Raw genomic sequence first — 22,215 nt, forward strand, 5'->3', positions numbered from 1 at the left:
CTTGACTTTGGGTTCATTTCCAGATGGTGAACGGCGGGAAGTTCTAGCGAGGGAAGACCGACCATGCTGATCATCGCAGGTCTCGGCAATCCCGGCGGCAAATACGCCGGCAACCGCCACAATATCGGCTTCATGGCCGTCGACGCCATTCATCGGCGCCACAGCTTCTCGCCCTGGTCGAAGAAGTTCAGGGCCGAAATCGCCGAGGGCGAGCTTGGCGGCGAAAAGGTGTTGCTGATCAAGCCGCAGACCTTCATGAACCTCTCCGGCGAGGCCGTCGGCGAAGCGATGCGATTCTACAAACTCCAGCCCGCCGATCTTGTGGCAATCTACGACGAACTCGACCTTCCCCAGGGCAAAGCCCGGCTGAAGACCGGCGGCGGCCATGGCGGCCACAATGGCATCAAGTCGCTGGACGCCCATTGCGGCAAGGAATACCGGCGGCTGCGCCTCGGCATCGGCCATCCCGGCGTCAAGGAAATGGTGCAGAACCACGTGCTCGGCGATTTCGCCAAGGCCGACAGGGCCTGGCTGGAGCCGCTTCTCGAGACGCTTGCCGACAATGCCGACATGCTGGTGCGAAACGAAGATTCGCAGCTGATGAACAAGATCGCGCTGGCGCTCGGCGGCAAGGCCGAAGAGGAGAAGCCGCGGAAAGACAGCAAGACGTCCGAAAAGAAGCCGGCCGGCCAGTCGCATATCCATCAGGCCCGCAATCACAATCAGCCGAAGGTGCTGGCCACCGGCCCGATGGCCGATATTCTGAAGAAGATGTTCGGTAACAAAGGCGAATGAGGCCGGTGCCGGATCAGAATTTCGCCATCCGTGCCGCCGCCGCCGGCGACCTTCCCGGGCTGGCCATGCTCTATCAGCATTTAAACCCGGCCGATCCGGTTCTCGATAAGGCCATGGCCGAAGAGCTGTTCTTGACCATCCTCGCCCAGCCGGGCATGACCGTATTCATCGGCTTTGCCGGTGATGTTGCCGCCGCCACCGCCACGCTGATCGTCGTGCCCAACCTGACGCGGAACGGCGCTTCCTATGCGCTCATCGAAAACGTCGTCACCCACGCCGATCACCGCCAGCGCGGTTATGCCGGCGCCGTCATCGGCCATGCGGTGACCGAGGCCTGGAAGGTCGGCTGCTACAAGGTGATGCTGCTTACCGGCTCGACGAATCCGGCGACGCATCGCTTCTACGAGAATTGCGGCTTCATGCGGGATAAGACCGGATATCAGATCCGCCGGCGCTGAACCCGAGTTATTCCTCCGGCTCGGTCGTGAACATCAGCGGAAAGCCCATCTCCTTGGCAAGGTCGATGCCTTCCTTAGCCTTGGTCTCGGCAATGTCCCTGGCGCAGACCACCACCACGCAGGAGCCGAGCTTGTGCGCCGTCATCATCACCTTGTAGCCTGTCTCCTCGCTCATGCGGAAGACGGACTTCAGGATCACGATGACGAATTCGCGTGGGGTATAATCGTCATTGACGAGGATGACCTTGTAGAGCTTCGGCTTGTCGAGCTTCGGCTTCACCTTGATCTTCGGTTTCAGGGCAACGTCATTGTCACTCATCGGAAAATCCACCCGTTGATGACATGGGGTCAGCAATCTTCAACACAGCCAATCAGTCGATGACAAATTTCAGTAGTCAGCCGTCGCGGCTCCAAGCTTCAAACGAGCAGAACTGCTCGCCGGCTGCGACATCGATGGGGTCAATTGCATCTGAGCGAGGACACATCCCGGTGAAATCCGCAATGCGCCGAAATCTCCGTCGCTTTTAACAATAGGTCAGCACGGATTGGTCGGCAAGTGAGCGACGCTAAAACCTCTCTAAGACTTGACCATATTGCTCCTTTATCCCATAGGCACCAGCAAGGAATTCAAGAACAGCAGGTTATAGCCATGGGCTTCAAATGCGGCATCGTCGGTCTGCCGAACGTCGGCAAATCGACCCTCTTCAACGCGCTCACCAAAACGGCGGCGGCACAGGCGGCGAATTATCCCTTCTGCACCATCGAGCCGAACACCGGCGAAGTCGCCGTGCCCGATCCGCGCATGCGCAAGCTTGCCGACATCGCCAAGTCGAAGGAACTGATCCCGACCCGCATCTCCTTCGTCGACATCGCCGGCCTGGTGCGCGGCGCATCGAAGGGTGAAGGCCTCGGCAACCAGTTCCTCGCCAATATCCGCGAAGTCGATGCCATCGTCCATGTGCTGCGCTGCTTCGAAGACAGCGACATTACCCATGTCGAAGGCCGCATCAATCCCGTCGCCGATGCCGAGACGATCGAGACCGAGCTGATGCTCGCCGACCTCGAAAGCCTGGAGCGCCGCACCGAGCAGACGCGCAAGCGCGCCACCAGCAAGGACAAGGATTCCATGGCGATGCTGCCGATCATGGAAGCGTCGCTGAAGCTGCTCAATGAAGGCAAGCCGGTGCGCACACTGCTGTCGACGCTGGATGCCGAGGAAATCGCCATCCTCAAGGGGCTCAACCTTTTGACCTCGCATCCGGTGCTCTACGTCTGCAACGTCGCCGAGGCCGAGGCTTCGACCGGCAATGAATTCACCGAGGCCGTCGCCGCCATGGCCAGGGAACAGGGCGCCGAAACCGTCGTCATCTCGGCGGCGATCGAGGCTGAGGTGGCCCAGCTTCCCGAGGAGGAGGCCAAGGAATTCCTCTCCGCCCTCGATCTTGATGAGGCCGGTCTCGACCGGCTGATTCGCGCCGGCTACAAGCTGCTCCACCTCATCACCTATTTTACCGTCGGTCCGAAGGAAACGCGCGCCTGGACGATCGAGCGCGGCACGAAGGCGCCGCAGGCCGCCGGCGTCATCCATTCCGATTTCGAGCGCGGCTTCATCCGCGCCAACACCATCGCCTATGACGACTACATCAAGTTCAACGGCGAAGTCGGCGCCAAGGATGCCGGCAAGGCGCGCGACGAAGGCAAGGAATACGTCGTCCAGGACGGCGACGTCATCCACTTCCGTTTCAATACCTAAATAAAGGACCGCTGCCGCCTCAACCCGGCGGCAGCCTGTTTGCGATTGCCGGCGGCAGTGCGCGCAGCACCTGCCGTCGAAGCGGCATCCAGCCGGTGCCGATGATCAATACGATCGCGCCGACGACAATCAGCGTCGTGAAGATATAGGTGTCGACCGTGGCGCTCCCGTGCCGGAAGACGCTGAAGATCGCAACGCCGAGCGACAGCAGCCCCGACGTGACGAAGGCGCGGCGGTCGATGACGAGGCCGATCAGCATCAGCACCGCCACCGTCGCGACGACCACAGGCGTCCGGGCCGACATATTCGTCGGATCAAAGATACGGCCGCCTTCCCCGAGAGACAGCAGTGAAACAGTGCTGTAGAGCAGCGCCGGCGCCGCGCCGAGGTGCAGCCAGAAAGCGATGTCCGACCGAGTCGTCCGGCGCAGCCGGTCGCCGAGGTCGAAGTAGAGCGCCGTCGCGAAGAGGCCGAGCGCGCAGACGAGAGAAACCGCAGCCAGCACCGCAAGATGGTCGACGAAAAATGCGGGGTTGCCGCTGAGCCATTGCACCAGGCGCAAAAGCAGGGTGAGCACGAAGGCAAGCGTCGACATGATCGAAAGCGCCAGCGCCAGGGGCACACGATAGCGGGCATAGTAGACGCCGAGAAGAATCGGGAAGCCGGCAACGAACTGTGTCAGATCAGCCCCGATTTCGGAGGTCCAGGGCGTGAGGACGCGGGACATCAGCAAAAATATCCAGCAGAACAGCGCGATCGTCAGGCTGACGGCCGGCAAGGCGAGCCGCTGGCGGTGCACCAGGATTTCCGAAAGCACGATGATGGCGGGCGGCACCGCGTAAAGCGGCGCAAGACCCCAGAGGCCGACGAGCGCCACGATAACGCCGATGGTGATGAGCACATCGTGGAAGCCTCGCACGAAACGCGGCGTCTCCGTATCCGACCAGGCCTGCTCCTCGGCGGCGATGACAGGCGCCCCGGCGACGGCCACGCCGCGCTCGATGAGGAAAGGCAAAAGGCTCCCGCCCGCTTCCGGTGAAATCAGCTCTCGGCGCACCGCCTCGTCTAGGATCGACTTTAGTTCCGTCATAGCCGGTTATCTCCCCGGAATCGTTTGAGCCCGCGCGGATGCTGTTGTAAGCACTAGAGCATGATGCCGAAAAGTGTAAGCGGTTTCCGGCGACATCATGCTCTAACTCTTTAATGTAGAACAGAATTCAGATTTTAGGCCGACCGGCCTAAACATCCTGTTCTAGGCGCTGCATATGGCGGGGGAACGAATGTCGGTAGAAAAGCTGTCTTTCGAGGATTTTGAACCCGGACGCCGTTTCCCTCTCGGCCCCAAGCTGGTGCTTGCCGAAGAAATCATCGAATTCGCCAGCGAATTCGACCCGCAGCCGATGCATGTCGATGAGGCCGCCGGCCGCGCCAGCATTCTCGGGGGGCTTGCCGCCTCCGGCTGGCATACGTCTGCGATGCTGATGCGCATGATGGCAGACAGCTATATCCTGCACGCGCTCTGCGAGGGGGCGCCGGGCATCGATCTGATGGAATGGCGAAAGCCGGTGCTGGCAGGCGATACGCTGCAGGGCCACTCGACCGTACTCGAAGCCCGGCCGATGCGCTCGCGTCCCGGCATCGGCATCGCCAAGTTCCGCCACGCGCTGGAAAACCAGCGCGGCGAGCTTGTTTGTCTCTCGGAGAATTCGGTCATGATCCGCATGCGCGCCGCGCCGGGCATTCCCATGAGCCCGGAGGCATTGGCATGAGAATGTCCGAACTTTACGCCGTCGGCGAAAAGGCCGAGATCGGCAGCTACACCTTCACCGAGGAAAACATCATTCGTTTTGCTGGACGCTACGATCCGCAGCGTTTTCACATCGACAAGGAAGCGGCCAAAGATACTCTCTTCGGCGGCCTTTGCGCCTCGGGCTGGCACACCACCGCCGCCTGGATGCAGACTTTCCTCGCCTTCTGGAAAAGCCAGGCCGTCGCGCTTGCGCAAAAGGGCCTGACGGCGCCGAACCTCGGTCCCTCGCCGGGCTTCCAGAAACTGCAATGGCTGCGGCCGATCTTCCCGGGCGACGTCGTGACCTATTCCGTCGCCCTCCTCTCCAGCCGGCCGCTCGCGTCGCGGCCGGGCTGGCACCTCAACACCATCCTCTGCGAGGGCGTCAATCAGAACGGCGATCCCGTCATGCGCTTCGAAAGCGGCGTGCTGGAATTCGACTGACGCGGGCGTAGGATCCTGCTCAGTGGCCGGAGAATTCGACCAGCGTGTGCACGTTGACACCGAGCTCTTCCAGCTTCCTGCGGCCGCCGAGATCCGGCAGGTCGATCACGAAGCAGGCACCCACCACCTCCGCGCCGATCTGACGCAGCAGTTTCGTCGCGCCGACGGCCGTGCCGCCGGTGGCGATCAGGTCGTCGACCAGGATCACCTTCTCGCCGGGCTGAACCGCATCGCGGTGCATCTCCATTTCGTCGACGCCATATTCCAGACTATAGGCGATGCGCACGGTGTCGTGCGGCAGCTTGCCCTTCTTGCGGATCGGCACGAAGCCGGAGGAAAGCTGATGCGCCACCGCACCGCCGAGGATGAAGCCGCGCGCCTCCATGCCGGCGATCTTGTCGATCTTCGTGCCGGCATAGGGCTGTACGAGTTCGTCGACTGCCCGGCGGAAAGCCCGCGGGTTGCCGAGCAGCGTGGTAATGTCGCGGAAGATGATGCCGGGCTTGGGGTAGTCTGTAATGGAGCGGATGCTGGCCGCAAGCTCCGAAGTCGTATTGTCCATGGAAAGTCCGTATTCTGCTAAAGCATGTCGCGCAAAGTGTGGAGCGGTTTTGCGCCGACGACATGCGCAAAACCAAAACCTAAAGTGTGGGCCAAGCGAATCTGCAAGATCGCGACGCGCTTTAGGGCAAGAAACTGGCCGCACTCTATCAATTGCCAGGGGCGGAACCAACAAAAAAGGCGGCCGAGGCCGCCTTTTGAATGTTCGTCGGGAAAGCTCAGTGATCCTTGTTGGCGTAGACCGAGCGCTTCGTCAGGTAGATCAGCAGCGTGAAGATTGCCAGGAAGATCATGACCATGAAGCCGGTGCGCTTGCGCTCCTCGAGATGCGGCTCGGCGGCCCACATCAAGAAGGCGGAGACATCTCTCGAATACTGGTCGACAGTCGCCGGCGCGCCGTCGTCATAGGTCACCTGGCCGTCGGAGAGCGGCTTCGGCATGGCGAGAACGGCAGCGGCATGGAAATACGGGTTATAGTGCCCACCCTGCGGCACCTGGAACCCGGCCGGCGGCTCTTCATAGCCGGTCAGCAGCGCGTGGATGTAATCCGGGCCGTTTTCCTGATACTGCGTGAAGATGTCGCCGACAAAACGCGGGAAGCCGCGCTCGACTTCGCGGGCCTTGGCGATCAGCGAAAAGTCCGGCGGAACCGCACCATTGTTGGACGCGGCGGCGGCTTCGGCATTGGCGAAAGGCGCCGGGAAGTGGTCGGAAGGGACCGCCTTTCGGGTAAACATCTCGCCGGCCGCATTCGGCCCGTCCTGGACCTCGTAGTTTGCGGCGAAAGCCTTCACCTGCGCCTCGGAATAACCAAGCTCGCCGAGCATGCGGAACGGCACCAGGTTCATCGAATGGCAGGCGGAACAGACTTCGGTGTAGACCTTGAGGCCGCGCTGAAGCTGAGCCTTGTCGTAATGACCGAACGGACCGGCAAAAGTCCACTCTTCCTCCTTAGGCTCCTTCAGCGGATAGTGCGGCGTCGCGCCTTCCTCGTGATGGGCCGCGGGTGCTGCTCCGTTCGCGGGCGCCGCTTCCTCAGCGAGGGCGGCGCTGCCGAGAAGAGCCGCGAAGGCGAGCGGCAGAATGCTTGCAACAAGCGTTTTCATATTTCCGTTTCCTTCCGTCGCTCGCTTACGCATTGGCCGCCGCACCGGCGGCTGCTGTCTTGTTGCGCTTTTCGAGCACCGCTTCGGTGATCGAGTTCGGGATGCGGCGCGGCGTTTCCACCAAGCCAAGAACTGGCATCGCGACCAGGAAGAAAGCGAAGTAGAGCAGCGTGCAGATCTGCGAGATCGTCGTGAACAAGCCTTCCGCCGGCTGCGAGCCGAGCCAGCCGAGTATGATCGCATTGATCACGAACAGCCAGTAGAAGAGCTTGTACCAGGGACGGTAGACGGCCGAGCGAACCTTGGAGGTGTCGAGCCAGGGCAGGAAGAACAGCACGATGATCGCACCGAACATCACCAGCACGCCGCCGAGCTTGGAATCGATCGGGCCGACATTGAAGGTGATCGAACGCAGCATCGCATAGAACGGCAGGAAGTACCATTCCGGAACGATGTGGGCGGGCGTCTTCAACGGGTCGGCCGGAATGTAGTTGTCGGCATGACCGAGGAAGTTCGGCAGGTAGAAGACGAAATAGGCATAGACCAGCAGGAAGATCGAGACGCCGAGCGCATCCTTCATCGTCGCATAGGGCGTGAAGCGCACCGTATCGGTTTTCGTCTTGACCTCGACGCCCGTCGGGTTGGTCTGGCCGGTGACATGCAGCGCCCAGATATGCAGGACGACAACGCCGGCGATCATGAAGGGCAGCAGGTAATGCAGCGAGAAGAAGCGGTTCAACGTCGGCTGATCGACGGCAAAGCCGCCAAGCAGGAACTGCTGGATCCATTCGCCGACCAGCGGGAAGGCCGAGAAGAAGCCGGTAATGACGGTCGCGCCCCAGAAGGACATCTGCCCCCAAGGCAGAACATAACCCATGAAGCCGGTCGCCATCATCAGCAGATAGATGACGACGCCGAGGATCCAGAGGATTTCGCGCGGCGCCTTGTAGGAACCGTAATAAAGACCGCGGGCGATGTGCAGGTAGACGGCGACGAAGAAGAACGAGGCGCCGTTGGCATGCATGTAGCGCAGCAGCCAGCCGTGGTTGACGTCGCGCATGATCTTTTCAACGGAGTTGAAAGCCAGCGTCGTGTCGGCGGCATAATGCATGGCGAGCGTAACGCCCGTCAGGATCTGCACGATCAGCATGACGGCGAGCATGGCGCCGAAAGTATAGGCATAATTCAGGTTTCTGGGAACCGGATAGGCGATGAAGCTGTCATAGACCATGCGCGGCAAAGGCAGGCGCGCATCGACCCATTTCTCAAGGCCGGTTGACGGCTCGTAGCTGGAATGGCCACTCATTAATCAGTCTCCCCTCAACCGATCTTGATTTTGGTATCGGATATAAATGAAAAGGTCGGAATCGCCAGGTTCTGCGGCGCAGGACCCTTACGGATGCGGCCGGCCGTATCGTAGACCGAGCCATGGCAGGGACAGAACCAACCATTGTATTCGCCGGCCTGACCGAGCGGAACGCAGCCGAGATGGGTGCAGGTGCCGATCATGACGATCCAGTTTTCCTTGTCCTTGCCGCCGGAACGGTCGACACCGGTTGCCTGAGCTTCAGGCGGAAGGTTCGCATTGCGGGCGATCGGATCCTTGAGATCCGCCAGCGGAACATCGGCGGCAGCCTTCACTTCCTCAGGCGTACGATTGCGGATGAAGATCGGCTTGCCGCGCCACTTGACCGTCAACGACATGCCGGGCTCGAGGCTCGCAACATCGACTTCGATAGAGGCAAGTGCCAGTGTCGATGCATCCGGGCGCATCTGGTCGATAAACGGCCAGGCAACCGAAACGGCGCCGACAGCGCCCGCCATACCAGTGGTGAGATAAAGGAAATCACGGCGAGTAGGCTCTGTCGAAGCCTCGCTTGTCGTTACGTGTTCGCTCACGGCCTAACCATCCTCTGCGCAATTATTGCGGAATTCCGCCCTGCCCCCTCTGCCGGCGAATCGATCTGGACACAATTCGGCCATAGATTCCCCGGCAATCCGGCGCGTTCTAAGCTTGATCGCAAATTATGTCCAGCCTTGGCAAGGGGACGAGGGCACAATGTCGCGGGAATTTCCGAGGATTTTTTTAAGGCAAACACAAGCTTGCCACTATGCTGCATTGCAACAAAATGGTCGCCGTGATAGGCGCGATGGCAGCCACGCCAGCGAGCCGGACCGGAACGAATGAGAGACACGATTTTTTGCGTATTCAGCGTCCTCACGACGCTCGTCCTCGCCGTCGTCTCGCTGCGCTACGTCAGAGATTTCTATCTGCTGTCCTTCTTTTACAGCTTTCAGGTCCATCTGGCGGTGGCCGCAGCGGCGGCGTCTATCGCAGCCCTTCTCGTCAAGCGGCACTGGTATGGGGTGCTGACACTGAGCGTATCCGTGGTCCTTGCCGTCCACGGCGTCATGATGATGCGCGAATTCGCCGAGCCCGCTGTGGAAGAGAACCGCCCGGCCCTCTTCAAGCTGATGTCTTTCAATATCGAGAACGATAATTTCGCGAACGGCGGCGCAATCGCCGACATGGCCATCGCCTCCGGCGCCGATGTCGTCAACATCCTGGAGGCCGAACCGGTTTTGTCGGAACTGCCGCGGCTCTTGAAGACCTATCCCTATTACATCGGCTGTGGCGTCGGCATGCAGGAATGCGATACGCTGGTGCTGTCCAAGCGTCCGCTCATCGAACCCCGCATCCGCAACCTCGGCCTGCTCTGGCGCAACCGGCTGACGATATCGACCATCGATTTCGATGGTCAGAAGGTCAACTTCCTCGCGGCGCACCTCACCAAACCCTATTATGACGAATTCCACGGCCTAGAGATCTGGGATCTCGCGGAGATCATTCCTTCCCTGCCGGGGCCGCTCGTCCTTGCCGGTGATTTCAATACCTCGATCCTGGCGCCCGACGTGCAGTGGCTCATGCGCGGCCAGGGCCTCGGCACGGTATCGCTGGAGCCGGCGACATGGCCGATTAAGGCAGGCGCCTTCGGCATTCCGATCGATCACGTCTTCAGCAAAGCGCCGCTGCGGCTGAAATCTGTCCGCCGCATCCAGGACAGTTTCGGTTCAAATCATTTTGGCCTGATGGCGGAATTCGTCGTCGATCCCTGAGTTCTGATCGTCGTCCGCCGCCAGGAAGCCGCCGGACTGACGCGCCCAGAGCTCGGCATATAGCCCGCCGCGGCGAAGCAGTTCGTCGTGGCTGCCCTCCTCGATGATCCGGCCGAGATCGACGACGATCAGCCGGTCGAGTGCGGCAATCGTCGACAGCCGGTGGGCGATGGCAAGCACGGTCTTGCCCTCCATGATCCGATGAAGATTGGACTGGATCGCTTCTTCCACTTCCGAATCGAGCGCCGACGTCGCTTCGTCGAGAACGAGGATCGGGGCGTCCTTCAGCATGACCCGGGCAATGGCAATACGCTGGCGCTGCCCGCCCGACAGTTTGACGCCGCGTTCGCCGACATGCGCATCGAAACCTTTGCGGCCCTGCTGATCCTGCAGGCGCTCGATGAAATCGATGGCTTCGGCGCGCCGGGCTGCCTCGACCAGCCGTTCCTCGCCGGCATCCGGGCGTCCGAACAGGATATTGTCGCGCACCGAACGATGCAGCAGCGACGTGTCCTGGCTGACGACGCCGATCTGCATCCTGAGAGTTTCCTGTGTCACCGCCGAAATATCCTGGCCGTCGACGAGGATGCGGCCGTCCTGAATATCGTAGAGGCGCAGCAAGAGGTTCATCAGCGTCGATTTCCCGGCACCGGAACGGCCGACGATCCCGACCTTTTCCCCCGGGCGAATGGTGAGCGAGAAATTTTCGACGACCGGCCGGTGATCCTTGCCGTAGCGGAAGGAAATATTGTCGAAACGAATGCCCGGCTGCCGGATCATCAGGCTCTTCGCATCGGGCCGATCGACGAGCCCCAGCGGCTGGGAGATCAGCTCGGCGGCATTCTGGATGGTGCCGAGATTGCGCATGATGCCGTTGAACTGCGTCATCATCCGTCCGAGCAGGAAGTTCAGCCGGAGCACCAGCGCCAGCGAGAAGGCCACCGCCCCGGAGCTGACTAGGCCGCGCAGCCAGAGATCGACGCTCAGCCCCGCCATGGTGACGATCATCAGGCCGGAAAGCAGCGCCATCGAAGCCCGGACACCGGTGATGAACCGGGTGAAGCGCAGCACCGTATCCTGATAGATGTCGAAGCCCTGCCGCATGTAGCGGTCGCTCTCCTCATCGCGGGCAAACAGCTTCAGCGTCTGCATGTTGCTGTAGGAATCGACCATCCGGCCGTTCAGCATCGATGCGGCTTCCGCCGTTTCGCGCGAATGATGGCGGATCCGTGGAACGAAGTGGCGGGCAAGGAGGCCGAAGGCGCCAAGCCAGAACAGCACGACGGCGGCGAGGGAAAAGTCCAGCCGGGCGACGAGCGCGAGCGTCGTGACGGCATAAATGCCGACGAACCAGACGCTTTCCATCAGCGAAGTCACGAGATCGCCGGTCGCCTGCCCTGCCGACCAGACCTTGGTGACGATGCGTCCGGAGAAATCGCTCTGGAAGAACGACAAAGACTGCCGGGAGACATGGAGATAGGATTGCCAACGTGCTAGATTGTAAAAACCAGGCGTGATCACCTGCTGGTCAACAAGCGCGATCAGGAAGGCGACGACGAAGCGCACGATCCCGATGAGAGCGAGCATGCCGAACAGCTCGCCGCCATGGGCTGCGAGAAGACCGCTCCAGCCGGTACCGGGCGTGATGCTGCCGAGGATATCGACCAGCCGTCCGACGAACCAGAAGAGCGCCGCCTCGATCGCCGCCGACATGCCGCCGAGAACGAGCATGGCGATGAAGGGCATCTTCGCCTGGCCGATATAGAACCAGATGAATCCGAGCGTCGAGCGCGGAGGCTGGAGATTGGCGCGCGGACGAAACGGATCGATCCAGGTCTCGAACAGGCGTAGGATAGGGCTTAAGATCATGGAAGCGATATAGGCGGATTAGGAGGACCGGCAAAGAGAATGGAATGCCGACAAACCTTATATTTTTGTAATGATCGATAACATCGGCGGCATCGCTATTGATTGCCCCCCAACCGGTCACAATCTGACACTACGATGGCGCTTCACCGGAGATAAGTTTCATGGAAACGAAAATGCTCGATGCGCATATTCCGCTTCCGCTTGCAGAGAGGCTCGACGCCCTCGCCATCGACCTGGCGCTGCCGCGCGACGAGATCGTCACCGAGGCCCTCGCCGCCTGGCTCGACCAGGAAGAGCGCCGCCGCATCGTGGCGTTGCGCACGATCGCAGCCGCCAACACCATCGTTATCGTCGAACATGACCGGGTGATCGACTGGGCCGACAGTCTTTGAACCGCCGGAGAGCAAGCGCGGCATCGTCGCCAGGTCAGCATCAATTCCCGCCGAGAATACCGACAACATTCCGACGGCCGTGCAGAACGCGCAAGATCGTAACCGATCCATTTTCCACGGTATAATAGGCGCGAATATCCTCGAAACCCGGAACGGGCCACGATCTTATGCCCGCCAGTTTTGAATTTCCAAATGTCGTCGGCGTGCCAGAATTCGGATATTCGAGAAGACGCACGAAAGACTGTTCGGCGGCATGCAGAAACCGCAGACCGAGTTCCTCTCCGCCACGCTCCGCAAGATAGGAAAGCTGCAACAACATATCGTCGCGAGCTGCCGGTTTGACGGCAAGCTTCATGGCGACTTCTTGTTGCTCTGCGCTGCCAGCAACTGCGCGGCTTCTTTCCTCAGATCGCTCCAGAATGCGGGCGTTGCCTCAACGGCGTCCCCAGATGTCAGGCCCTCGAGCAGCAAGGCCTCAAGCCGCGCCTCGTTTTCGCGCTCCTGCGCATCCCGAACGAGGCCCCGGAAATATTCGCTGACATTGCCATAGCCCTTGCTGGCCATCTGGCTTTCGACAAAAGCCTTGAGGCTGTCGGGCAATGAGATCGTCACGGTCGCCATAAGCAACATTCCTCGCTGAGATCAACAAATGTACCACAGCTTCTTAACTGTTCTCAACTGTTAAGAAGCCCTCCCCGCTCTTATGTTGGGAGGGCCTTTTATCACTCCGCCGCCTCTTCCGCTTCCTCGGCGTGATCGGAGAGGAAGCCGCCGGATTGGCGGTTCCAGAGGTCGGCGTAGATGCCGCCATTTTCGATCAGTTCGCCATGCGAGCCGGCTTCGATGATCCGCCCCTTGTCGAGCACGATCAGCCGGTCCATCTCCGTCAGCGTCGAAAGCCGGTGGGCGATCGCGATCACCGTCTTGCCCTCCATCAGGGCGAAGAGGTTTTCCTGGATCGCCGCCTCGACTTCCGAGTCGAGCGCCGAGGTTGCCTCGTCGAGCACCAGGATCGGCGCGTCCTTCAGGAAGACGCGGGCGATCGCGATGCGCTGCCGCTGGCCGCCGGAGAGCTTGACGCCGCGTTCGCCGACTTGCGCGTCGAGCCCTTCGCGCCCCTGCATGTCGACGAGCCCCTCGATGAACTCCCAGGCATTGGCGCGTTTGGCGGCCTCGATCACCTCGGCATCGGTCGCTTCCGGCCGGCCATAGGCGATGTTGTCGCGGATCGAGCGGTGCAGCAGCGAGGTGTCCTGCGTCACCACACCGATCAGCGAGCGCAGGCTTTCCTGCGAGACGCCTGAAATATCCTGCCCGTCGATGGTGATGCGGCCCCCCTCCAGATCGTAGAAGCGTAAGAGCAGGTTCATCAGCGTCGTCTTGCCGGCGCCCGAGCGCCCGACGAGACCGACCTTCTCGCCCGCCTTGATGTCGAGCGACAGATTGTCGATGACACCCTTGCTCTTTCCGTAGTGGAAGCGGATGCGCTCGTAATGGATCGCGCCCTTCTTCGCCGTCAGGACCGGAGCACCCGGCTTGTCGACGATGTCGTGCTGCTTGCTCATCATCTCCATGCCATCATAGACAGTGCCGATATTCTCGAACAGCGCCGAGACTTCCCACATGATCCATTGCGACATGCCGTTGACGCGCATGGCAAGACCGATAGCAATGGCGATCGCACCGACCGAGATCGCCCCGTTCAGCCAGAACCAGATCGACAGGCCCGAAACAACGAAAAGCGCGACGCAGTTGTTCAGGTAGACGCTGATGTGGAAGAGCGTCACCTTGCGCATCTGCTTGTGCACGGTCTGCAGGAACTCGTCCATGCCCTCCTTGGCATAGACCTCCTCGCGGCCGGCATGCGAAAACAGCTTGACGGTGGCGATGTTGGTGTAGCTGTCGACGACGCGCCCCGTCATCATCGAGCGTGCATCCGCCTGCGTCGCCGCGATCTTGCGAAGCCGCGGCACGAAATAAGAGACGATGCCGATATAGACGGCGAGCCAGACGAGGATCGGGATCATCAGCCGCCAGTCGGCCGCCGCAATGACGATGATCATCGTCAGGAAATAGCTGACGACATAGACGAAAACGTCGAGGATCTTCATCACCGTTTCGCGCACGGCAAGCGAGGTCTGCATCACCTTGGTGGCGACACGCCCGGCAAACTCGTTGGCGAAGAACGTCATGCTGTGACGCAGCAGGAAGCGGTGCATCTGCCAGCGGGCGCTCATCGGATAATTGCCGAGCAGCATCTGGTGCATGATGAGGGAATCGAGGCCGGCGGCCAGCGGCAAGCCGACCAGCACCAGCGCCGCCATCCAGAAAAGCTTGTGGCCCTCCGTCTGCAGGAACGTGGCGCGGTCGGCATTGGTCAGCCAGTCGACGATATCGCCGAGAAACTGGAAGAGCGCCACTTCGCCGACGGCGATCGAGGCTGTCAGCATCGCCATCAGGCAGAGCCAGGGGGCGGCCGGCTTGCTGTAGTGCCAGCAAAAGGCAAAGAGGCCCTTCGGCGGAGCGACAGGCTCCTCGCTCGGAAAGGGATTGAGTCGCTGTTCGAACCAGCCAAACATGAAATTGCTCCGAAACGTCAGCGTTTCGGCTCCCGGCTTCGCGCCATCCCGGCGCCATGCAAGCACATATGGGAACCGAACGTTCAAGGGGCGAGGCTGAAACAGCCGCACAATGGATCAAGAAGGGAATTTCAGGAAGAAATGCGCCCTAGCGGCGCCATGTCACCTTGATCGGCATCACGGCGGGAAAGCGCATATGGAGCAAAATATTCATGTCGGCCCTCCCTGTTGGCGATTGAAGACGTGCATGGATACCGCGAAAACCGCGAAATTTCCAGCCCCCTGATGGCGTAAATTGAACATCTCGGGAGCAAAATGGCCCCTGTTGCTCCGAAATGACAGTTGGATTACGCCTCTCGCGGCGAAACGAAAATTAAAAGGCGACGCGTCATGACGGACCTCAGACTGGCACTCTATCAGCCGGATATAGCAGGCAACACAGGCACGATTCTGCGTCTTGCCGCCTGCTTGGACTTCGCCGTCGATCTGATCGAACCGGCCGGCTTCGACGTTTCCGATCGCAACCTGAAACGCTCGGGCATGGACTATATCGCCGCCGCTGCACTGACCCGCCATGTCAACTGGGACCGCTTCGAGACCTGGCGCGCCACGACTGGCCGTCGCCTGATCCTCGCCTCGACCAAGGCGGCCGACCGTTACACCGATTTTACCTTCCGCCCCAAAGACATACTGCTTTTCGGCCGCGAAAGCGCCGGCGTGCCGGATCAAGTGCATGAGAAGGCGGATGCCCGCATCCTGATCCCGATGGTCGAGGGCCAGCGGTCGATCAACGTCGCCGTCTCAGCCGCGATGATCGTCGGCGAAGCGATGCGCCAGACCGTCTGGAGTTGACCGTCCGGGCTTGACGTCTGGACTTGACCGGCACCGGCGTCGGCGAAATAGCCGATCAGCTCCGGACCGTGTCGGAAAATGGCGTTGTCAATCCGCGCCAAATCGGTCTATATTTATTAGCCGAGCAAACAAAAATTTCGTATAGCCTCCATAATTTCAACAGTTTGGAAGGTTACGCTCAAGCCTACGCCTCTCAAGACAGATGAAAGAAGAATAAAAGCAAGAAAATGGATTCCACAGTCATCATGATCAACCTGTTCGGCGCCGTGGCTTTGCTGCTGTTCGGCCTCGCGCAGGTGAAGGACGGCGTGTCCAGGGCCTTCGGCGCACGGCTGAGAACAGGTCTGGCGAGCGGCACGCGCGGCGGTTTCCGGTCCTTCCTGTCGGGATTGGTGGCGACCATCGCGCTGCAGAGTTCGACGGCAACCGCGCTGATGACCGCATCCTTCGTCGAACGTGACCTGATCAAGCCGCGCATGGCGCAGATCGTCCTGCTCGGCGCCAATGTCGGCACGGCGATCACCGCCTGGATCGTCGCCACCGGCATCGAATGGCTCTCTCCGCTGCTGATCCTGGCCGGCATCGTGCTTTACCGCGGCCGCTCCAGCACCCGCCAGGGCGGCGGTGCGGCGCTGATCGGCATCGGGCTGATGCTGCTGTCGCTGCATTTGCTCGGCCTCGCGACGGAACCGATGCGCGCCTCCCCGGCTCTCGCCGCCTTCATCGGCCTTCTGGACGGGGCGCTGCCCGTGGCGCTGCTCTTCTCGGCAGCTCTTGCCTTCCTCTCCTCGTCGAGCCTGGCTGTGGTGGTGCTGATCCTGTCGCTCGCCTCGGCGGGTCTGGTCTCGGCCGAACTTGTCATCGTTCTCGTGCTCGGCGCCAATCTCGGCGGTGCGATCCCGCCTGTCATTGCGACATTGTCCGGCCCGGTTTCGGCGCGGCGCGTCACGCTCGGCAATCTCGCGGTGCGTGCGCTCGGCTGCTTCATCGCCCTGCCGCTGGCGGGCTATGGCGCCGAACTCATCCAGATGCTGCCCTTCGGCCCGGCCAAGCTGCCGGTCGATGCGCATCTCGCCTTCAATCTTCTGCTCGCAGCGCTTGCCTGGCCATTCTCCCGACCGCTCGCCACCCTGATGGCCCGACTGGTGCCGGATCAGGCCGAACCCGACAACGCCCCGAAATATCTCGATGCGCAGGAGCTTTCGACACCCGTCATTGCGCTGACCAGCGCCACCCGCGAAGTGCTCGGCGTCGGCGACCTCATCGAGCGCATGCTGGTCAGGGTCTCCGAAGCCTTCGAGCAGAATGATGCCGGCAAGCTTGCCGAAATCCCGGCTCTCGAAGAGCGCGTCGACCGGCTGCAGCAGGCAGTGAAGGTCTATCTCTCGAAGCTCGGCCGCGAGGGTCTCACCGACGAGAACGCCCGCCGCTCGATCGTCGTCATCGACTACGCGATCAATCTCGAACATATGGGCGACATCATCGAGAAAGGCTTGCGGGAACAGGTGGCGAAGAAGATCTCGCTCGGCCTGAAATTTTCCGACGACGGTCATCAGGAACTGCGCAAGCTGTTCGATCTGACGATCGACAATCTGCGCGTCGCCCAGACGATCTTCGTCACCCGCGATTTCAATCTCGCGCGGCAGATGATGGAGGTAAAGGTCGAGGTGCGCCGGATGGAGAAGCAGTCGGCCGAGCGCCATCTCGAACGCCTGCGCGACGGCCGCGCCGACAGCCTGCAGACAAGTTCGCTGCATCTCGACATGCTGCGCGACCTGAAGCGCATCAACGCCCACATCGTCTCGGTGGCGCATCCGATCATGGATGAGAGCGGCCTGCTGATCGAAAGCCGCGTGCGGCCCGCGGCCGAGTGACGATCAGTCGGCCGAAGGCAGGCGGCGCATGGTGAATTCGATGTGGTCGCCGTCGAGCTGGCGCCAGCTCTCCACCTCGGTCCAATAAGCCGCTTTCGGATATTCGTCGAACCATTCGCGCGCCTTGGCGCGGGCATCGATGAGGGCGAGGCAATATGTCTGACGGACGAAATGGTCTTTATTTCGGGGAGGATTTTCCGCCCGGTGTCTCGCCATTCTGCGCTTCAGGCCGTCGAAGGACGGAGGTCCTGGAATTTTTGCCATCAAACCTACCTCTTGTGAAAAGGTAATATCGAAATCATTGATTTGCGAGTCGAATCTTGGCTGCACCCACCCGCACCGCCGGCTTGGCGAGATGCGGCGCCACCTGCTAAACCGAAAGTGCAATCAAGAATGAGCGAGTCGTGTCCTGAAAGGGACCGGTCGCTGGAGGCGTGACATGGAAAGACCGGAACTGCCGATCGGCCTGCCTGAGGACATCGAAGAGAAGAAAGAGGCCGCCCGCAATTGGTTCGAGGGACTGCGCGACACGATCTGCGCCTCCTTTGAAGCCCTCGAAGACGAGCTGGAAGGCCCGCTCTCGGATCAGGAGCCAGGCCGCTTCGTCGCCAAGGACTGGTCGCGCGAAAACGGCGCCGGCGGCGGCGGCCGCATGTCGATGATGGAAGGCCGCGTCTTCGAAAAGGTCGGCGTCCACACCTCCACCGTCCACGGCGAGTTCTCGCCGGACTTTCGCGGCCAGATACCGGGCGCCAAGGATGATCCACGTTTCTGGGCCTCGGGCATTTCGCTGATCGCCCATCCCGTCAACCCCAATGTTCCCGCAGTGCATATGAACACGCGCATGGTGGTCACATCAAGCCGCTGGTTCGGCGGCGGGGCCGACCTGACGCCGGTGCTGTCGCGCCGCCGTACACAGGAGGACGAGGACAGTCAGCTCTTCCACAAGGCCATGGAGATCGCCTGCCGTAACCACGCCGTCGCCGATTACGACGCCTACAAGGCATGGTGCGACGAATATTTCTTCCTGAAGCACCGCAACGAGGCCCGCGGCATCGGCGGCATCTTCTATGACTGGCTGCATTCGAGCGAGGAAGCCGGCGGCTGGGACGCCGATTTCGCCTTCACGCGCGATGTCGGCAGGGCCTTCGCCATGGTCTACCCGAAGATCGTCCGCTCCAACTTCAACAAGCTGTGGACGGAGGCCGACCGCGACGAACAATTGATCCGCCGGGGCCGTTACGTCGAATTCAATCTGTTGTATGATCGTGGCACCATCTTCGGCCTGAAGACCGGCGGCAACGTTGAATCCATTCTCTCTTCATTGCCCCCCGTCGTCCGCTGGCCATGAGACTGTGATATCTCATCGATAAATTCGAGGTGATAGACCTTCAAGAAAAATCAGTGCGTCCTAACTTTATATGTATGTGCGTAACAATCGGAGGAGGATTGTCATGACGATACAAAGTGGCTCGCCTGCGTCCACGGATGTCCAGGAAACATCCCGTACGATCGACACATCCGAGTTTTTGACGCGCATCGCCGAAAAGCTACGGGCCAAAAGCGGCTCGGATCTGCCATTGTCCTGCTTCATTGAGCAGGTCAAGCTGCAACTGGCCGGCGGAAAATCGCCGGAACAACTGCAGAACGAAGCTGCGGCCGCCAACAGCAACATGCCCGGCCAGCTTTCGGATACCTACAAAGCTTGGGCTATGCCCGACTGAAAGATCTTCTCCGGTCGACACCTCATGCCGGCCGGAACCTTCTCTTCCTCCGCACATTCATCAATCGCGTGAAAACGCGAGGGCCGTTGCGTTCCAGACAGAGGAGAAAACCATGCGACTTTTCGAATGCGGCACGCTCGTTCCCGGCTGCGCCTGGCACACCCGGGCGGACAATGACGCCGAAGTGGTCCGCCGCGCCGTCGAGCACATGAAGAGTGCTCACGGTGAAACGACCATACGCGAGAACATGGTTGATAATATCAAGGCCCGCATCCGCGACGAGGCAAACGCCGCCTGATCGCCGGTGGGCAGATGCACGGATGAAAGCAAGTTGAGGTGCGCCGCATCGACCGGATGCGACGGCCATGACCTTTATCGCGTCCGTTCCTGCAGCCGGACGAGCAGTACTGCCCGATCGGACGCGAAGTTTTCCTCGACCCACTGGCATTCCAGGCTGCCAAGCAGTTCGCCAACGCGCGGGCCGGGCGCGATGCCTGCCGATAGCACATCGCCGCCATTCAGTGGAAATTGCGGCTTCTTCCAGTTCGCGGCCTGATCCAGGAGCTTGGTGAGCCGCGCCGATCGGGCCATTTCGCCGAGATCGCCCTCGGCCTTGCCGCGCGCAACGGCAAGCGCCAGCTTTAGCCGTGTCGTGATGCCGTCTTGACCGTTGCGATAGAGCAGCCGTTCGAAGGCGGCCGACGACATCTCGTCATTGACCGGCGCTGCCATCGCCCAGGCTTTGAGGGTGGCCGCTTCCGCATTCGAGAGCTTCAACCGGGCTGCAAGCGCCGTGAGCCGCGTGACATCGGGCGGCACGATCGCGGCAAGGCGCAGCAGCGGATCGGGCGTCCAGCCGAGCGCCTTTTCGGTGGCAACAAGCGAAGGGATCGCATCGATCCCCCATTTTTCCGATTCCGGCAGGATTTCCGTCAGCACCGCCATCTGCCGCATCCAGAGCAGCGCCCGGCCGGGTTCGGCAGCCCCGAGCAGCTTTCTAAGCTCCGACCAGACGCGTTCTGCCGACAGCGTCTTCAGTTTCGAACGCGCCGCCGCACAGGCCTTCAGCCCCTCGGCATCCGGCCGTCCGGAACCGTAATAGGCAAAGAAGCGGAAGAAGCGCAGGATGCGCAGATGATCTTCGGCAATACGCCTTGCCGCGTCGCCGATGAAGCGGATGTTGCGCTTCTCGATATCGGCAAGCCCGCCGACGAGATCCACCACTTCGCCCTCGGAGTCCGCATAGAGCGCGTTGATCGTCAGGTCGCGCCGTTCGGCATCCGCTTTCCAATCGGTGCTGAAGGCGACCTTGGCACGGCGACCGTCGGTCTCGATGTCGGTACGAAGCGTCGTCACCTCGAAGGGCTTGCCGTCGATGACGAGTGTCACCGTGCCGTGCTCCAGCCCTGTCGGCACTGCCTTTATGCCGGCCACTGCTGCCCGCTCCATCACGATCTCCGGCGTCAGCGTCGTGGCGATGTCTATATCGCTGACCGGCAGACCCATCAGGCTGTTGCGCACCGCGCCGCCAACCACCCGTCCTTCTCCGTCATCGGTATTGAGAAGTGCCAGGACCCGGCCGAGCGCCGGGTCGCGGAACCATGCTTGGTCGGCCAGGCCGGTCATGCATAAAGCCTTTCATAAAGCGTGCGGACGATGCCGGCGGTGATGCCCCAGATCATTCTGGTTTCATAGGGCACGCGGTAGAAATGCCGGTCGATGCCGTCGATCACACGCCTGTCGCGGCTATGATTGGCAGGGTTCATCAGGAAGGAAAGCGGCACCTCGAACACATCGTCCACCTCGGTCGGGTTCAGCGTCAGCGCAAAACCGGGCGTGACGACGCCCAGCACCGGCGTGATGCGGAAGCCGGTCGAGGCAAGATAATTCGGCAGCCGCCCGACGGTCTCGACGAAGGAGCCGGCAAGACCGATCTCCTCCTCCGTCTCGCGGATCGCCGCCATCTCGGGTGAGATATCGGCGGGATCGATCGAGCCGCCGGGAAAGGCAATTTGTCCGGAATGTTTGCGCAGCGTCGTCGTGCGCTTGGTGAAGATCACACGCGCCTCCTCGCCATCGTCGACGACGGGCACGAGCACGGCGGCGTCGCGCAGCTTGAAGGTCGCGACCTCCTCCACGATATCGGGATTGAGGATATGGTCGCCGTGATCGCGCCAGGCATGATCGACCGGCCCTCCATTCTGATTGAGCGCGCGGCGGCGGAATTCGGCTGCTGAGAACAGCGGATAACGGTGGGTGATCGCATCATTCATCGGGAAAGTGCATCCAGTTCGTCGGCCGGCATGACCGGGAAAACCTCGCCGGCGGAGCGGATCGCAAACATCGCCCGCCCCTCCACGTCGAGGATCTCGCCGAGTGCCGCCAGTTCATACATCACTGCACGCGACACCAGCGCCTCCAGCCGCCCGCGCACATGCAGATAGGGTTTCAGTTCGGCATTGCCGCCCGCAATGGCAAAGCGCAGCCGATGCTCTCCTCCCGCCTCCACGACATCGCCGACATTGGTGCGGAATGTCAGCACCTGTTTGCCTTGCCCCCCGGTCACGCTCATTTCCACGGCGACGAAAGGCGCGTCGACGACCCTGATCCCGACCTTTTCCACAGGAGTTACGAGATAGGTCTTCTGGTCGTCGTCTTTCCGCAAAACCGTCGAAAACAGCCGCACCAGTGCCGGCCGGCCGATCGGCGTGCCCATGTAGAACCAGGTGCCGTCGGCCCTGATCTCCATGTCGATATCGCCGCAGAAAGGCGGATTCCACCGCTCGACCGGCGGCAATCCGCGTTTTTTACCGCTACTTTCCGCAGACGCACGCGAAATCATGGCGGCAAGTCCCGCCGCATCCGCCTGTCCGCTGATTTCTTCGGCTGCCATTCTTCCGTC

General features: G+C 61.2%; 26 protein-coding genes. 12 read left to right on the forward strand and 14 right to left on the reverse strand.

What is annotated here, in order from left to right; genetic code table 11:
* Window positions 1–63: 63 nt before the first annotated feature.
* Together pth and RHEC894_RS15515 are read left to right on the forward strand one after the other, a co-directional pair.
* Entirely contained in the window at window positions 64–795 is a 732-nt protein-coding gene (pth, locus tag RHEC894_RS15510) for an aminoacyl-tRNA hydrolase (protein ID WP_085737929.1), read from the forward strand.
* On the forward strand, window positions 792–1,253 hold the full coding sequence (locus RHEC894_RS15515; protein ID WP_085737930.1) for a GNAT family N-acetyltransferase: 462 nt from the start codon (window positions 792–794) through the stop codon (window positions 1,251–1,253). Before pth ends, RHEC894_RS15515 begins: the two co-directional genes overlap by 4 nt.
* Before the next feature lie 7 nt (window positions 1,254–1,260).
* Here RHEC894_RS15515 and clpS read toward each other — a convergent pair whose 3' ends face one another.
* Window positions 1,261–1,572, reverse strand: coding sequence for an ATP-dependent Clp protease adapter ClpS (gene clpS, locus RHEC894_RS15520; protein WP_085739009.1), 312 nt, complete (start codon window positions 1,570–1,572; stop codon window positions 1,261–1,263).
* A gap of 330 nt (window positions 1,573–1,902) precedes the next feature.
* On the opposite strand from clpS, the gene ychF reads away from it, so the two are divergent.
* Entirely contained in the window at window positions 1,903–3,006 is a 1,104-nt protein-coding gene (ychF, locus tag RHEC894_RS15525) for a redox-regulated ATPase YchF (protein ID WP_085737931.1), read from the forward strand.
* 19 nt (window positions 3,007–3,025) lie between these two features.
* Here ychF and RHEC894_RS15530 read toward each other — a convergent pair whose 3' ends face one another.
* Window positions 3,026–4,096, reverse strand: a complete 1,071-nt coding sequence (locus RHEC894_RS15530) for a hypothetical protein (RefSeq protein WP_085737932.1) — start codon at window positions 4,094–4,096, stop codon at window positions 3,026–3,028.
* Window positions 4,097–4,286: 190 nt separating this feature from the next.
* On the opposite strand from RHEC894_RS15530, the gene RHEC894_RS15535 reads away from it, so the two are divergent.
* Together RHEC894_RS15535 and RHEC894_RS15540 are read left to right on the forward strand one after the other, a co-directional pair.
* Window positions 4,287–4,775, forward strand: coding sequence for a MaoC family dehydratase (locus RHEC894_RS15535; protein ID WP_085737933.1), 489 nt, complete (start codon window positions 4,287–4,289; stop codon window positions 4,773–4,775).
* On the forward strand, window positions 4,772–5,239 hold the full coding sequence (locus RHEC894_RS15540; protein ID WP_085737934.1) for a MaoC family dehydratase: 468 nt from the start codon (window positions 4,772–4,774) through the stop codon (window positions 5,237–5,239). The genes RHEC894_RS15535 and RHEC894_RS15540 overlap by 4 nt, the downstream gene beginning before the upstream one ends.
* 19 nt (window positions 5,240–5,258) lie before the next feature.
* Here RHEC894_RS15540 and RHEC894_RS15545 read toward each other — a convergent pair whose 3' ends face one another.
* From RHEC894_RS15545 to petA, 4 genes are all read right to left on the reverse strand, one after another.
* A complete protein-coding gene (locus RHEC894_RS15545) occupies window positions 5,259–5,801 on the reverse strand; it encodes an adenine phosphoribosyltransferase (protein ID WP_085737935.1) in 543 nt (180 codons plus the stop codon).
* Between the two features lie 217 nt (window positions 5,802–6,018).
* The gene (locus RHEC894_RS15550) at window positions 6,019–6,906 is read right to left on the reverse strand and encodes a cytochrome c1 (RefSeq protein WP_010068926.1); all 888 of its coding nucleotides are present in this window, start codon (window positions 6,904–6,906) and stop codon (window positions 6,019–6,021) included.
* 25 nt (window positions 6,907–6,931) lie between these two features.
* On the reverse strand, window positions 6,932–8,212 hold the full coding sequence (locus tag RHEC894_RS15555) for a cytochrome b N-terminal domain-containing protein (RefSeq protein ID WP_085737936.1): 1,281 nt from the start codon (window positions 8,210–8,212) through the stop codon (window positions 6,932–6,934).
* Window positions 8,213–8,226: 14 nt separating this feature from the next.
* Window positions 8,227–8,805, reverse strand: a complete 579-nt coding sequence (petA, locus tag RHEC894_RS15560) for a ubiquinol-cytochrome c reductase iron-sulfur subunit (RefSeq protein ID WP_085737937.1) — start codon at window positions 8,803–8,805, stop codon at window positions 8,227–8,229.
* Window positions 8,806–9,090: 285 nt separating this feature from the next.
* On the opposite strand from petA, the gene RHEC894_RS15565 reads away from it, so the two are divergent.
* A complete protein-coding gene (locus RHEC894_RS15565; protein WP_085737938.1) occupies window positions 9,091–10,023 on the forward strand; it encodes an endonuclease/exonuclease/phosphatase family protein in 933 nt (310 codons plus the stop codon).
* Here the strand turns inward: RHEC894_RS15565 and RHEC894_RS15570 are convergent.
* Complete coding sequence (locus tag RHEC894_RS15570; protein WP_085737939.1) at window positions 9,979–11,892, reverse strand: ABC transporter ATP-binding protein; 1,914 nt, start codon at window positions 11,890–11,892, stop codon at window positions 9,979–9,981. The two genes, RHEC894_RS15565 and RHEC894_RS15570, sit on opposite strands and share 45 nt — an antisense overlap.
* A 161-nt stretch (window positions 11,893–12,053) precedes the next feature.
* On the opposite strand from RHEC894_RS15570, the gene RHEC894_RS15575 reads away from it, so the two are divergent.
* Window positions 12,054–12,284: a ribbon-helix-helix protein, CopG family gene (locus RHEC894_RS15575; protein ID WP_010065514.1), complete on the forward strand. Its 231-nt coding sequence runs from the start codon at window positions 12,054–12,056 to the stop codon at window positions 12,282–12,284.
* A 40-nt stretch (window positions 12,285–12,324) separates the two neighbouring features.
* Here the strand turns inward: RHEC894_RS15575 and RHEC894_RS15580 are convergent, their stop codons facing one another.
* The 3 genes from RHEC894_RS15580 to RHEC894_RS15590 all read right to left on the reverse strand — a co-directional run bounded on the left by RHEC894_RS15580 (window position 12,325) and on the right by RHEC894_RS15590 (window position 14,863).
* On the reverse strand, window positions 12,325–12,639 hold the full coding sequence (locus RHEC894_RS15580; RefSeq protein ID WP_085737940.1) for a type II toxin-antitoxin system RelE/ParE family toxin: 315 nt from the start codon (window positions 12,637–12,639) through the stop codon (window positions 12,325–12,327).
* The gene (locus tag RHEC894_RS15585) at window positions 12,636–12,905 is read right to left on the reverse strand and encodes a type II toxin-antitoxin system ParD family antitoxin (RefSeq protein ID WP_085737941.1); all 270 of its coding nucleotides are present in this window, start codon (window positions 12,903–12,905) and stop codon (window positions 12,636–12,638) included. Before RHEC894_RS15585 ends, RHEC894_RS15580 begins: the two co-directional genes overlap by 4 nt.
* 101 nt (window positions 12,906–13,006) lie before the next feature.
* Complete coding sequence (locus RHEC894_RS15590; protein WP_085739010.1) at window positions 13,007–14,863, reverse strand: ABC transporter ATP-binding protein; 1,857 nt, start codon at window positions 14,861–14,863, stop codon at window positions 13,007–13,009.
* A gap of 390 nt (window positions 14,864–15,253) precedes the next feature.
* On the opposite strand from RHEC894_RS15590, the gene RHEC894_RS15595 reads away from it, so the two are divergent.
* Together RHEC894_RS15595 and RHEC894_RS15600 are read left to right on the forward strand one after the other, a co-directional pair.
* Window positions 15,254–15,715, forward strand: coding sequence for a tRNA (cytidine(34)-2'-O)-methyltransferase (locus RHEC894_RS15595; RefSeq protein ID WP_085737942.1), 462 nt, complete (start codon window positions 15,254–15,256; stop codon window positions 15,713–15,715).
* Between the two features lie 227 nt (window positions 15,716–15,942).
* The gene (locus RHEC894_RS15600) at window positions 15,943–17,589 is read left to right on the forward strand and encodes a Na/Pi cotransporter family protein (RefSeq protein ID WP_085737943.1); all 1,647 of its coding nucleotides are present in this window, start codon (window positions 15,943–15,945) and stop codon (window positions 17,587–17,589) included.
* Between the two features lie 3 nt (window positions 17,590–17,592).
* Here the strand turns inward: RHEC894_RS15600 and RHEC894_RS15605 are convergent, their stop codons facing one another.
* The gene (locus RHEC894_RS15605) at window positions 17,593–17,853 is read right to left on the reverse strand and encodes a hypothetical protein (protein ID WP_085737944.1); all 261 of its coding nucleotides are present in this window, start codon (window positions 17,851–17,853) and stop codon (window positions 17,593–17,595) included.
* 175 nt (window positions 17,854–18,028) lie between these two features.
* On the opposite strand from RHEC894_RS15605, the gene hemF reads away from it, so the two are divergent.
* From hemF to RHEC894_RS15620, 3 genes are all read left to right on the forward strand, one after another.
* Window positions 18,029–18,940 (forward strand): oxygen-dependent coproporphyrinogen oxidase, encoded by a 912-nt coding sequence (hemF, locus tag RHEC894_RS15610; protein ID WP_085737945.1) that lies wholly within the window; start codon window positions 18,029–18,031, stop codon window positions 18,938–18,940.
* A gap of 103 nt (window positions 18,941–19,043) precedes the next feature.
* Entirely contained in the window at window positions 19,044–19,313 is a 270-nt protein-coding gene (locus RHEC894_RS15615; protein WP_064840017.1) for a hypothetical protein, read from the forward strand.
* 112 nt (window positions 19,314–19,425) lie between these two features.
* Window positions 19,426–19,611: a DUF1059 domain-containing protein gene (locus tag RHEC894_RS15620; protein ID WP_010065608.1), complete on the forward strand. Its 186-nt coding sequence runs from the start codon at window positions 19,426–19,428 to the stop codon at window positions 19,609–19,611.
* Window positions 19,612–19,685: 74 nt separating this feature from the next.
* On the opposite strand, the gene RHEC894_RS15625 is transcribed toward RHEC894_RS15620, so the two are convergent.
* Genes RHEC894_RS15625 through RHEC894_RS15635 form a run of 3 tightly spaced genes read right to left on the reverse strand, consistent with a single transcriptional unit; the run spans window position 19,686 to window position 22,206 of the window.
* Window positions 19,686–20,939 carry a CCA tRNA nucleotidyltransferase gene (locus tag RHEC894_RS15625; protein ID WP_085737946.1) on the reverse strand — a complete coding sequence of 418 codons (1,254 nt, stop codon included), beginning with the start codon at window positions 20,937–20,939 and terminating at the stop codon, window positions 19,686–19,688.
* Window positions 20,936–21,586 carry a CoA pyrophosphatase gene (locus tag RHEC894_RS15630; protein WP_085737947.1) on the reverse strand — a complete coding sequence of 217 codons (651 nt, stop codon included), beginning with the start codon at window positions 21,584–21,586 and terminating at the stop codon, window positions 20,936–20,938. Before RHEC894_RS15630 ends, RHEC894_RS15625 begins: the two co-directional genes overlap by 4 nt.
* Window positions 21,583–22,206, reverse strand: a complete 624-nt coding sequence (locus tag RHEC894_RS15635; RefSeq protein ID WP_085737948.1) for a DUF1285 domain-containing protein — start codon at window positions 22,204–22,206, stop codon at window positions 21,583–21,585. Before RHEC894_RS15635 ends, RHEC894_RS15630 begins: the two co-directional genes overlap by 4 nt.
* Between the last annotated feature and the right edge of the window lie 9 nt (window positions 22,207–22,215).

This window comes from Rhizobium sp. CIAT894 (assembly GCF_000172795.2).
Classification (GTDB): domain Bacteria; phylum Pseudomonadota; class Alphaproteobacteria; order Rhizobiales; family Rhizobiaceae; genus Rhizobium.